Source organism: Brevibacillus sp. Leaf182, assembly GCF_001423865.2.
GTDB lineage: Bacteria > Bacillota > Bacilli > Brevibacillales > Brevibacillaceae > Brevibacillus > Brevibacillus brevis_C.
In genome coordinates, this window is sequence record NZ_LMPN02000019.1 from 47,925 (window position 1) to 60,263 (window position 12,339).

A 12,339-nucleotide genomic window follows, 5' to 3' on the forward strand; every position below is an offset into this window, starting at 1 on the left:
TGATTCTCCTTGAAGAACAATTTATCTGAATTGGTATTGGAAGGGTTAAAAAAAAGACTCGATAATAGTAATCGATTATTAGTGCAAAATAGGAATGGAAAAGTTGATACAGCCCAGTTTACATTTAACCCTCCTGCTAATGTGGAAGAAATTGAGGAGTTTTTAAGGAGCACTAACTGGCACTTACCAACTGACTATAAGAATTTTCTCCTAATCCATAATGGAGCATGGCTGTTCAAGAGTGTAAGATATGGTGGAGGATATGAGTTACTGAGTCTAGATGAAATTAAGGATAATCATCTCGATTATATGCCTGTGCATTGGTACCCTATCTCGATTAACAATGGTGACTACATTTTTATTGACTCTAATCGAGTTGCGTCCGGTCAGAACAACTATTTAGTGTGTTTTAATCATGATGATGTTTCAACCTCAGAAGGTTATTACTTAAATATGAATTTTGAAACTTGGTTGGAAAGATTAATCATTGCTCAAGGAACAGAGTTTTGGACTTGGTAAGTGGAAATAAAGAAGGGGCTGTTTCAAAAGTCGATTTTTTCGACTGAGAGACACCCCATTTTTAATATCGAAACTCTTGATACATCAAGGTTTCAGAGGGACTTCACTTGTTGTCTAGTTGTAAGGAAGATGTGGAACACTCATTCAAGCTTACTCTAAACAGATTGAATCTGCCCCCTACTTTCACAGAGAGTACAATGCCAACGGGAAAGCAAATTTATAGAAGTTACCTCGGATACAGAAAATTGTTATACGTGCTCTTTTAAAGGGTTGGATGTTTTTAATATCAAGGTAGAAAAATTGGATTGTTATTCAATTGACAGTCCCTACTCTCATTGAAGGATGTAATCCTGTGAGTAATCCTTTTGAAGCCCTCATTAGTAAGATCAGGGGGAGTAAGACAAGTGTAGACGGGAACATGCATATCAAAAACGAGGAATATCATTTTACATTCTACATCTCGAACGAGTCTATCACAGATACAAAGGAGAAATTAAAATCGTTTGAGTTACCAGAGGATTACGTCAGTTTTTTAAGTCACTACAAAAGTGCAAAATTATTCAAGAGCGCCAAGCATAACTCTGGGGGTTATGATGTGCTAAGTACCGAGCTCGTCATTGGGTACTGGAAAGCCTACAGCATCGACCATCCTTACTATCCTATCATTTGGAGCGATATCTCAAATAGCTGTATATGTGTGGATCAAGACAGAATACATAGTGGTAAAGGTTACCTCACATGGGTTGGATCGATACTACCAGACGAAACTATCGACATAGACCTGACGTTCACAGCGTTGCTGGAACAACTTATTGAGCATGACGGAATTGAGTTTTGGGATCTACCCATTGAGGAGGAAGAGTAAGAAATAAGGGGCTGTCTAAAAAGTCCCTAAAAAAGTAAAGAAGGTGGGGAAAACCGTTTCGTTTTCCTCACTTTCCTTTTTGCTTTTGAGGAAAGTGGGTAGACGGATACCCGCCACTTTCAACAGGTTATGTACAAATGCCACAATCCCAAACTCAACATGCACTTTGTCGAGCCCTCGAAGAGAAAATCGGCGGGCATTTCGTAGTGAGTGCCGAATGGCTGTGTGAATGTCAATCAAAATGTTGACCACCATGGGAAAATATTCTATGTAATGAACTACAGAAAAGAGGCGTTGCGTTTAGTAATGCACATGTTATGTTCAAAAATGTGCTGCCTTTTAAGTCACGTATAGAAGGAAAAAATTGTGAGAAGGATAAGGTATACCCTCCTCACAAAGTAGATTCACATAAATCCATGAGCTAAAAAAGGCCGGGATGCTAATTCTCGACCTTTTTTACAAGTTTTATAAATATTACAATGAATAATTAAGATAGTCGACCGATGTACTGAATTATATACTTCTTGTTAATATGGCATACAGAAAGCAAAAAAATCCTATTGGAGATAAGTCGATGAAAAAATTTATCCTTCCTCTCCTATGCACAGCCATACTATTTGTCCCCTCTGTCTCTTTTGCAAAGGAATCTCAGGCTCATTCCGATGCAAAGTATCCCGTTGACGCAAACGCCAAAAACTTAGAAACCATTATAGATACTACGTGAAAAAAATAGCCCTAACATTCTAGAAGATTCAGCTAATAATATGGTTGTACCAAATAGGGAAGACTGCGGGTGTGATGAAGTTATTAAAAAAGGACAAACATGATTTACATTGACAATACAATGCCCATAGAGTACACCATCCACAAAAGAAAATTTGTTCTTTTGAAAAGACCTATCTCTATTATTACACACAGAACTTCACTCAAACTTGGAGGAATCAAAACTAAGTTTCTTGTATTTTTACGCATATATGATAGAGGCATGTAGTTTTTCCCGAACGATTATGGGTTGTTGTCATAAACCTTATGTCAGAATATGGATAATTTTCATCAGCATTCATGTCTGACGAAATAAGCATTACTGGGTATTCATGTTTTTTAACATGGGCGCAATACTTATCCCAAAAAGAACCAAAATCTTTAACTTTGACATAAGACAAGCATACATTGAACACATTTCCTGCTGTATCATAAGAATATATTTTGTCAAGATGCGTATTTAGATAATTAGTGTTCAAACTATCTAAATTAAGAGCTTCTATAATGGTAAACGGCATACCGTTTTTTTCAATATAAATGTCAACTTCGCCAGATGATTTTCCTACGGCTGAACTTCCCCGTCGAGTTTGATCTTTTAGGCGGTATCCGTTTGTTTCTAGTAAATCTGCAATAAAGTCATTACGCTCATCTTCTGTAGCATTCACATAAAGTCTTCGAGCTTGGAGCTTGATGCAAGCCAAGTAAAGATCACGCATAAATATATCGGGCGGCGATTCTATATCGTGCGTAGATTTGAAAAAAATGGAGCTTGTAATCTTTTTTACTTTGATTGCATAAATGTTTTTACCATCAATAGTAAGACAACCAAAGTCTATTATCGGTTGCTCAGATAATAAACCGAGTGCCCGTTTAATAGGTTCATCTATCTTAAATCCAGCACTTATGCCAATAATAGAATATTTATCTGTATTTTTGATTGCTCCAATTACAATGTAACCGTACTCGTCTGGCATGTTTGATAGCGCAGCGATAAACATAGCCAAATTTTGCGGTCTGAATTCTAGATTCCTACAAATAAGATTTTTTGAATCCGGAGATTGCAATAATTGTGACACTTCATTAATGTCAATCACTTTTCTCTTATGCTCCTTAATGGAATTTTGTTAACGCCAGTCATCTTCAATATTTTCCCAAATGTTATTTTTTGCGGATCGCTTTTTCCATCTTCAACCCACAATTCACAATCTTTTTCGTAATCAAGAACATCTAACTCAGAATCATAATATAAAATTATTTGGCCATAATCAGATGGGCGAGCAATTAAATATATCTCAGTGTTATGTTTTCTAATTACAAAGATAGTATTGCTGATTTCTATCAAATTTGAAACATCATAATCCGACTGCTCACTTAAAAAATTGATAATATTTTTCTTGGAACGCTCAAGAATCTCTTTGACATAGCTAAACATTTCTAAGCTACTTTTAGAATCATGAAGAAATTCTGCGTTAAGTATATTATTGGTTAAAGCACGATTTAAATCCTCTTCAGTTGAAATACCCCATTGTGCAAGAAGTTCTCTTGATATTTCTACCGCTTCACTTGAGCTACTTTCGATATTAGAGCGAGACAATATTTTCTCTAATTCTTGCACTCCACAAACACCATATTTCTTTAACACATCGTTGTACTCTTCCACTTTAGACATATTTTCAGCAATATCATTGTCATTGTAAAACCAATGTAAATTGGTTAATAAATCTTTAAAGCACTTTTTAACCGTTTCACTACCCGAATTTTCTCTTAGCCAAAGGTAGGTTTTTTTAAAGGCTTCTTTTTCATCATCATTATTTTGGCCTATGCTGTTTTTATTCTCCTTCACATACTTTGTGATCTTCTCGGAAATGCTCTCCAAGTAAACAGTTCTACTTTCAGGCAGATTGAAATAAATGTCTTTTAATAACAATATTTCACGCACGTCATATCCGGTATACTTACATGCGTCCTTGAGGATTTCTTCAATTTCACCTGAGTCGAGAGACAACTCTGCGCTTTTTTTGAAAACACCATATTGATCAGGCAATATACTGATACGATCTAATAAATGGTCCTGCTCATATTTCACCAAAATTTGAACAAAATTTGACAGCCAAATAATTGCCTCTTGTTCATTAGCAAAACAATATTGAGAAGTAAATATTTCGCTGCATTTACACGAGCTTACGTCCCTGCTTATTTTTTCTCTCCAGAATTTCAATCCTGTTTTAAGGAGCTCATTTGAATGTTTTGAGACTTTACTTTTTTTCCACGAATCATCAGAATACAAATTCTCAACAAGACTTAAAAAGTCATTTTGTTCTTGGTTTTGTTCAGCTTGTAAGCAAATAATATCTTTATAAAATTCCTCTGCATTCGGATGTGGTCTCTGTAATTTCTTTTCGAGCTCTGAAAAAACATCTTCTAACGTGCATTTTTTTAAGTTAGGCAGAAATTCATATTTAATTTTTCTATCTAATAATTTACTTTTGAAATCAAAATCTATAATAGCAGCTATTTTTTTATAGATTTCATCAACACCGCAATCAAGCAAGATTGTATCTATAGCACAAAATTCACCGTGCTGATTTGGCAAGATACATGGATTTCTGCCAAGGATGTTAGCGAAAGCCTCGTCTTTCGCATAGAATAATGCCAATAATTCATTTAACCAATCAGTTACATCACCAATAACATTTTTTGATAACACATCAATATTCTCGAACTCTTCTACTTTTTCTATTAAATCTAATATGCTATAGTTGCGACACTCATCCCATAAAGAGTTGTACCAAAACTCTAATTCTTCGCGCTTTGTAATCATATTTGGAATGAATTTGCTTGATAGTGCCCATACTTTTTCCCTGACAGTTTCATCTAAATCTTTTGGAATAAGTACGCAGGTATCGCCCCATTCATCGAAAAGAGGCTTTTTCACAGCACTATGTGTGTAAATGAGCGGGATTTCTTTGATGTGAGATTTTAGTGGATTAATTATTTTTTGCTCAAACCATTCTTTAGATAGCCAATCCTTTTCTGACTGTTCAAAGATTTTAACGATGTTATAAATCCCTTCATAACTTTTTTCTGAGAAATAATCCAGCATCTTAATGTAAAGTTGGCAAGCTTCCATCATCTTTTGCTTGTTTTGTGTTATTTGTTCATGTTCTTTATCAGTTAAATGGATTCCATTTCGTGGTTCTGTTGGATTAAACAGTGGACTGTTTACTACTACAGGGAATGAAAAATCATTTGTTCCTAAGAGAGGAAAGTCGCAAAAAATTCGGGGCAATTCTTCATGGTATTTAACAATAAAATCATTTTTTTCTTTTTTTTGTATTTCAACTGCAAGTGACAAATCTTTAGTGTTAACAACAAAGATATGCTTATTTTTACGGGTATAATTCCCTCTGTTTTTTGTTTCAACAACAACTTCTATTTCATATGCATTTTCAAGATTATTATTAATTGTTTCTCCACGACTTATTTTCTGAATGAATTGACCGCTTGTGACTGTTATAGAACTTATCTCTGGAACAAAAGCAAATACGTAAGGCGCAGAAATAAGTAGATTTTTCAGACCTTTCTTTGCAGTTAATACTCCAGATTCATCCAAAACATAATTGAAACAAGTGTTGAAATCTTTTTCATTTATTGTTTTACCACTAGTCATAGTAGTGTTTTTATCTAACTGAGAGCAACTCTCTTGTATCGCATTTATTATTGACTGTTTATCCGTACCAGATCGGTCTAAAACAACACTAAAAGAACACGGCGGTTCGCCAACATCCTGCAAATACCCAGATACCTTCACTTTTTCTGAAAGTAAATGCGTAGTTAAGAATCCTGTTCCAAATTTTCCTGTAGTCCTCTTGTTTTTTGCGTCAGTTATTGAGCGATCTTTTGTGGAAACTTGTTCTATAAGAAAAACAATATTTTTCGTTGAGAATAGTTTGCCGTTATGTTTAAATTCAACAGTTTTACTGTTTTCCTCAAAGTTGATAATAATGTCAACCTTACCGCTAGAGTTAACAACATCTTTTGCATTTTGAATTAGTTCCCAAGTCCATCTGTAAGAAGTTGTATCATCATTCTTCAATTTCAACTGAGTCAACATATCCATAATTTTATTTGCAGCTTGCGTTTCTTGAGCTTTATTTCGCAGTTCTTGTATTTTTTGTGAAAACTCCATCCTTATCCTCCTTAATTTTCCAGTACCTAGCTATTATAGACCATTCGGTTCTATCCGTTCTACGTTATTTGTTCGAAATTTGTTTAGATTCGTGACCATCAAGCGAAAATTTATAATCTTTGTCGGATATGCAGTAACAATTAAGTTTCTTTGTACAGACGGCCAATTTCTTCTTATAGAGATGTGAATTACTGTTCAAATAGTTTAAATAAACTTGTGATAGTATGAATCCACTTTTTACGCAGTTTCGTTTCGGTTGAAGATCGAAAGCGCTGACACACTAGTTCCTTGAGTCGCAATACGCAATTGTTTTGACAAGTCGGACGCAAAATTAGATGTAATATGCCTCCCTATTTGTTCCCGATGGGAAACTTACTATCCAGAAACACCTTATCTACACTTCCGGTCATTCCTCAAAAAACACGGGCTGTGTTACACAACCTTCCATTCTCTGCGTCACCTGAGCGCGACTACTCTTATTAACCAAGGAGTCCATGCCAAGATTATTTCTGAAAGGCTCGGCCACTCTAATATGGGGCCTGCTGCTCTAAGATCTGCCTACAAAGAAGCTGCAAGCAAGTTTGATGTGATTTGACCATTCCAGGGTCGAAAATCAAACGCTTAATAAAATGACACCGGGAGGTCGATCCGGTGTCATTTTTTTGTTACGGTAGGAGCCTAAATGATCTAATATCACCGATTTGGTCAACAAATGGTCAACAATACTTCCATCACCCACCTGTTACATTTAGTTCTATACCCTATATCAATTTCAAAAACTATCATATCAACTATTTGCTGCACCTGTTTCTTTCTTCACAAGTAACGCCACACTCTCCACATGCCCCGTTTCGGGATGGTTGTAACTTTAGGTGAACAAGTTTTATAAGGGGTCCTATAGTGCTGCTAATTGCATTAGCGATTCATCCAAGATTACCAATCATCATATTAATTAATGGAATTGTGTGGTCAATGATGAGTTTTTACTACCAGGGAGAATTTATTGATATTTCATTTTTACAAAACTTATAATCTTATCGAGAAATTTATCCTGTCCAATGCAATAGTTATAATAATGGTTTCTTTTTGTAACTGGCATGTTTCTTATTGCGTATAGAATTGTTTCTCTTACCCAGCTGGAATGGTTGATTTCGTATTGATTCAATATCCACTCTCCATCAGCAGAATCGCCGTGTTTTCCAAGAAAAAGTAAAGCACTTACAAGAACTGCATCGTGTAAGTTCCCCTTGGGACTCATTATAATTTTTCTAACTGATTGGATGTCGTCTTTTTCAATCTCAGTAAACTCATTGAGCAGTTGTAGAAGCCACATTAATTGCCAATCATATTTCGTATCGTTTTCAATGTATCGAGCAACACTTTGACTAATGATTTTTTTATTATCTATTGATTTATAAATGTTTTTTAGATAATCAACAACTCTTGGTGTAACAACAACCAGTCGATCTAAATTATTTAAAACATCTTCTAATACCTCTTGATCCCTATACTTTTTAAATTGTTTAAGGCAAAATCTTGCTATTGAAGGATTGGGATAATCTAATTCTAATTGTTCTAAAAATAATTCTCTTGCTGATGATAGATCAACTTTTGAGAGTTGATCGTAATAGTCTTCATCATACTCAAAATCCTCACTATACGGATTATAAGTGACTTTCTCTTCAATTTCTAAAAGAATATTTTGTTTAATTTCGTCAATTCTTGACTTATATGGAAACAGTTCATCTTCAATCTGTTCGGATTTAATGATTTTAGTTTTAGCATCATTAAGCGTGAGCCCAATTAGTGACAAATTTTCTTCTAGAGTAAGTAATATTTTTTGCGCATCTGCATAACTGTCTACTCCGAATCTTATATCATCTACATAACGACAATAATTATGTCCTGTTCTCATCATAAATTTGTCTATTGGGTCCAGATAGACATTTCCTAAGTAATCAGAAGGCCAAATTCCTTGGGGGATACTATATGAATTACCTTTGTTCCATTTTCTAATCAAATTCATCAACGCTTGAACTATTTCATGTGTTGCCCCAAGACCGCGGAGTGCGTTTTCTAAATTATGATGATAAATTCTCTCAAAGTAGGAGGAGATATCAGTTACAACAACAAAATTAAAAGCTTTACTTAATTCAAGTGTTTTCTCTTCAAATGTAGTATACGAAGCCTCTTTAAATAGAAACATATCTTCTGAATTTCTAGAGCTTGAATAACGGTAGCTGTGTACAATTTTGTTTTCAACAGGTAATAATTTCGCTTCAATTTCATGGGCTATTTCATCTGTTAAATATTGATAATATATTCTATCCGGAATACTTGGAATAGAACCTGGTCTTGTTGTGTAAGATGTTTTTGGCACTCTAATATTGCGTAATGATTTCGGAGAATAGTCTACCCCTTCTTTAATTATTTTTTCTTTCAAATCATCTAATAATTCATCTTTATAATTATCAAAAACATCATATTCAAAATCTCCAATAATAAAATCTGTTCTTCTATCCTTTTTTATTCTTTTCCAAGCGATTAACAATTTATCAGTTAACTCCAAGTTTAACTCCTCCTACTTATAAGGAACTGTAATTTGATAGACGGCTATAAAATATCTACAGGAGTATGTTAATAAACTAACATAAACATGATTTACAAAATGAGATTGACCAAAATTGAGAATAGTACATATTAAAAGTAATAGTTAAATTGTAATTTTTATCCTTTTACTTTAATATCCACTTCATTTTATAGTCTCTAATTACCTTTTTTGGCTCCGGCAACATTGACCTCTTTGAATGGGAAAACACCTCTTTTATCTTGTTTTTATAAAAAACCATCTCTTCTCTTTCATCAAATTGAGATACATAATACTCTAATGATCGATTTATGATATGTGAATTTAAAAGATGATAATTCATCTCCATTAACATACTTAAAAAAATAAAGTTCAGTCTGATTTCTCTTTCGTTTTCTTTCCATCCTAACTCTATTTGTTGTGAATAAATTGTTCCATGAGCGTATTGGCATAGCAACTTCCAAAAATCTTCTATCTCAGGTGATTTAGTTTTTATCTTACTAAAAACATCTTTATTCATCCAAATGTCTTCACCTTTATGCCATTTATTTATGAGGATAGAGTTTTTACTAATCGAAATGAACTTAGCAATTATTAGGAATTCGAGAATATGCCGTAATAACATTCTAGCAGAACCTACTAATCCTCTCTTGGTTAAGTCAAAGGCTGAATAAAAAGATATCATGTTTTTCCCAAATGCAGTCCACATTAATCCTGTGTGTTCTTCTTCGTCTACAAATCTTCCTAAAAATGCACCGTGTTTAATTGCAATAAAATACTCAATATTAAACATAGTTTCAAAGACTGTAATTTCATTCGAAAAATTTTTTTGGATTTCTGTTAAGTTGGTATTTATTTTTTTGTCAATCTGTTCTATTGGTGGTGAAATACTCATTTTCATTTTTTCCAGCTCCTAAATATAGTATGGGGACTTCTTTTTTAAACAAGAACAGGTACTTCTTAAAAGCTGGTTCAAAAACAAACTTAGGAAACTACCGACTCATAACCATTTGCTCTGCTTTTTTATCTGTTTTTATTTTGAGATCATCATCAGTATATTCAGACCAAGAATCCAATATCATTCTAGGCTCAGACTCAATAATATTTTTAACATTTTCTAAGTTCCCTTGCTTAAATAAATCAATGATTTCTATAAGATCTTTTCGGTCAAGTAATTTTACATAATTAACTCCAGCAAGAGTTTCACATGAACCTGTAAAAGTTGAGGAGGTAATGACAATAGATTTTTTCGCTTTGTAATATCTCATAGAAGAATAGACTTCTTGTACAGCACTAATACCGACAGGATTCTCGATGCTATACCGTTTAGCCTGAATTACATTACGTGTTCCCGAGCGATCAATAAAGACTAGATCAGCTCCGAAATCTCTACTTCCAACCGTTTTAAAAACTCCTTTGTAGCCTAATTCTAAAAGCAAGCGATAAAGATACATCTCAAATTCGGAGCCATCATCCATTTTATCTATATCACTGATGTCGAAAAATAAAGGATCAATTTCGCTTTTCTTTATTGGAATGGTAGCATTTTGTAGAGTATTCCTGCTGTGGAATATCAATGTGAGAATTAATGCTAGTATGATAATACTAGTTAAAATGTATATCATTTATTTCTCCTTTAATAAGTTATCAATATGTCTAATAAAGATTGTATTCCAAATTTGAGTAATTTTTTCGGGAACACATCGTCCAAGTTTTGAATGTCAGCATCCGTTAGCTCAATTAGATTAAATACGATTTAAACGTCTCGATTAGGCTTTTATTATTTAGAATAGTTTCTGGCCAAGTTACATAAGATATTCCGTTTTTTTCATACTCTAATTGTTTTCCTCCAATACTTTCACCTAACTTTGTCAATATCCAACCTTTTTTCTCCCTCTCTAACCAGCCTAGTTCGGAAAGAATCGGGTTAATACGCAATTTGGATACCTTAAGGATTTGACTTAATACAGTGGCGTTTAAATATTTACTATTCGTCGCCTTTGAGTCTTTCATAGATTCAAGTTCTCGGATTACTGTATCAGCCAAATAACCCAAGTTCCCCGTAGCGAATCAGATCTAACTTGCCCACATTAGTTTTTTCCTATATCCGTTAGTGTCCAAGAATTATAAACCCTTTCCATCCATCCAATATCGCTTAAGCATAAAAAATGTTCACTTGTAGAAACGTTCATCAACTTAGAGTGTGCCGTTATAGAGACGTATTTCTGATTGCTCATATTTCCCTCCTACGATACGAGTCTATATTAGTGTTTTTATATCCTAAGTAAATAAAAAGTGTAGTTCGAATTACCTTATTTGACTTAAAAGCATCAAAAACCTCCAAATTAGGACAAAAAAAGAAACCTACAGTATCTAGGTTTTATAAGTGGAGTTTAATTTTAAAAATACAGCTTAAAGGTTGATCCGTACATGATTTACTTTACCAACTAATTCAATAGAATTATCTGTTGCAATTATTGATCATAATTTAGCTTTTCACTAAGCAATACGATCTGTTCATCGATGAATAAACAAAGTCGTATCACAAAAGTATTGTCGTCAATTTTTGCAAGTATGATGTCAACTGATTTTAGATGCTCAAGTCCAACTAAACCTAGGTTGGTTCCTTTTGGTATTCGAGGTTCCATCGAATCATCATTCATTGTTACCCCATATACTAGATATGTTTGGTATTCATCTGTTTCACCATTAATTTTTTTCATAGAATAGATTTCTGCTTTTAAGTTAGGTAAGTCATCATTAGTCTTTTTTGTAAGCCTAAATATTTCTATATAGTCATGTTATTTAAATCTGATTCTATTCTCTGTAAATCTTCTATCCGGCAAAAGAAGCATATGAAAGAGGAACACAATCTGATATGGTGTGTAGTTTGTAAAACATTCCATGAGATGAACAATACTCATTAGAAAATGGAGGATTGCATATTATTATTCACTTATCGAGAGAGCAAGCATCTTTTTTTGAAACCATGATGGATCTAAATTATGAAATTGAGCTTGAACTGCTTATTTTAGCCTACCATGATATTTTACGTCTTGATTTTTCTTTACTTAGTGACAAAGACGTAACTAGCAGTGCAAAGCATCTAATAAAGCATTACGAAGCATTGGGCAAGGCTGTCGACCTATACGATATGAGGTGGGCAATTTTGGAGAAATTAGATTTAGATTATGCGGAATGGGAGTATTTGGGTTTATACAATAGAAGGGAGCTTTTATATGAGAGAGATGTTATTTGAAACAAGTGAAAGACATATAGGCTCATCGGGATATCAACTCAACCAACCAATGCTCAGCGAGGTTCGTAAGCAAAAAAGGTCATTTCTGGCGTCGAATGTGGTCAACGGCTATTTTCTTCCTAAATTGATCATCAAATGAAAAGGCTAAACACCCTATT

General features: G+C 33.9%; 11 protein-coding genes. 4 read left to right on the top strand and 7 right to left on the bottom strand.

Features of this window, described 5'->3' with window-relative positions; genetic code table 11:
* The first annotated feature begins 9 nt into the window (after window positions 1-9).
* Both ASG16_RS09375 and ASG16_RS09380 read left to right on the top strand, forming a co-directional pair.
* Complete coding sequence (locus tag ASG16_RS09375; protein WP_056494955.1) at window positions 10-519, top strand: SMI1/KNR4 family protein; 510 nt, start codon at window positions 10-12, stop codon at window positions 517-519.
* Window positions 520-871: 352 nt separating this feature from the next.
* A complete protein-coding gene (locus tag ASG16_RS09380) occupies window positions 872-1,384 on the top strand; it encodes an SMI1/KNR4 family protein (protein WP_056494952.1) in 513 nt (170 codons plus the stop codon).
* A gap of 947 nt (window positions 1,385-2,331) precedes the next feature.
* Here the strand turns inward: ASG16_RS09380 and ASG16_RS09390 are convergent.
* Both ASG16_RS09390 and ASG16_RS09395 read right to left on the bottom strand, forming a co-directional pair.
* Window positions 2,332-3,240: a hypothetical protein gene (locus ASG16_RS09390; RefSeq protein WP_056494946.1), complete on the bottom strand. Its 909-nt coding sequence runs from the start codon at window positions 3,238-3,240 to the stop codon at window positions 2,332-2,334.
* Window positions 3,237-6,335, bottom strand: a complete 3,099-nt coding sequence (locus ASG16_RS09395; protein ID WP_056494943.1) for a sacsin N-terminal ATP-binding-like domain-containing protein — start codon at window positions 6,333-6,335, stop codon at window positions 3,237-3,239. The genes ASG16_RS09390 and ASG16_RS09395 overlap by 4 nt, the downstream gene beginning before the upstream one ends.
* Window positions 6,336-6,762: 427 nt before the next feature.
* On the opposite strand from ASG16_RS09395, the gene ASG16_RS31205 reads away from it, so the two are divergent.
* The gene (locus ASG16_RS31205) at window positions 6,763-6,930 is read left to right on the top strand and encodes a tyrosine-type recombinase/integrase (protein ID WP_241970733.1); all 168 of its coding nucleotides are present in this window, start codon (window positions 6,763-6,765) and stop codon (window positions 6,928-6,930) included.
* A gap of 405 nt (window positions 6,931-7,335) precedes the next feature.
* Here ASG16_RS31205 and ASG16_RS09405 read toward each other — a convergent pair whose 3' ends face one another.
* From ASG16_RS09405 to ASG16_RS31620, 5 genes are all read right to left on the bottom strand, one after another.
* Window positions 7,336-8,904 carry an RNA-directed DNA polymerase gene (locus ASG16_RS09405; RefSeq protein WP_056494940.1) on the bottom strand — a complete coding sequence of 523 codons (1,569 nt, stop codon included), beginning with the start codon at window positions 8,902-8,904 and terminating at the stop codon, window positions 7,336-7,338.
* 166 nt (window positions 8,905-9,070) lie between these two features.
* Window positions 9,071-9,823, bottom strand: a complete 753-nt coding sequence (locus ASG16_RS09410) for a hypothetical protein (RefSeq protein WP_056494937.1) — start codon at window positions 9,821-9,823, stop codon at window positions 9,071-9,073.
* 91 nt (window positions 9,824-9,914) lie between these two features.
* Window positions 9,915-10,547 carry a restriction endonuclease gene (locus ASG16_RS09415; RefSeq protein WP_056494934.1) on the bottom strand — a complete coding sequence of 211 codons (633 nt, stop codon included), beginning with the start codon at window positions 10,545-10,547 and terminating at the stop codon, window positions 9,915-9,917.
* A 115-nt stretch (window positions 10,548-10,662) separates the two neighbouring features.
* The gene (locus ASG16_RS31210) at window positions 10,663-10,968 is read right to left on the bottom strand and encodes a hypothetical protein (protein ID WP_056494931.1); all 306 of its coding nucleotides are present in this window, start codon (window positions 10,966-10,968) and stop codon (window positions 10,663-10,665) included.
* A gap of 428 nt (window positions 10,969-11,396) precedes the next feature.
* Window positions 11,397-11,645: a S24 family peptidase gene (locus ASG16_RS31620; protein ID WP_056494928.1), complete on the bottom strand. Its 249-nt coding sequence runs from the start codon at window positions 11,643-11,645 to the stop codon at window positions 11,397-11,399.
* Between the two features lie 215 nt (window positions 11,646-11,860).
* Between ASG16_RS31620 and ASG16_RS09430 the strand changes: the two genes are divergently transcribed.
* The gene (locus ASG16_RS09430) at window positions 11,861-12,181 is read left to right on the top strand and encodes a hypothetical protein (RefSeq protein ID WP_056494925.1); all 321 of its coding nucleotides are present in this window, start codon (window positions 11,861-11,863) and stop codon (window positions 12,179-12,181) included.
* Window positions 12,182-12,339: the final 158 nt, after the last annotated feature.

Excerpts from the sequence above, each read along its gene's own strand:
- ASG16_RS09415 (WP_056494934.1), bottom strand. The coding sequence starts at position 10,547 with ATGATATACATTTTAACTAGTATTATCATACTAGCATTAATTCTCACA.
- ASG16_RS09410 (WP_056494937.1), bottom strand. The coding sequence starts at position 9,823 with ATGAAAATGAGTATTTCACCACCAATAGAACAGATTGACAAAAAAATA.
- ASG16_RS31620 (WP_056494928.1), bottom strand. The coding sequence starts at position 11,645 with ATGAAAAAAATTAATGGTGAAACAGATGAATACCAAACATATCTAGTA.
- ASG16_RS09395 (WP_056494943.1), bottom strand. The coding sequence starts at position 6,335 with ATGGAGTTTTCACAAAAAATACAAGAACTGCGAAATAAAGCTCAAGAA.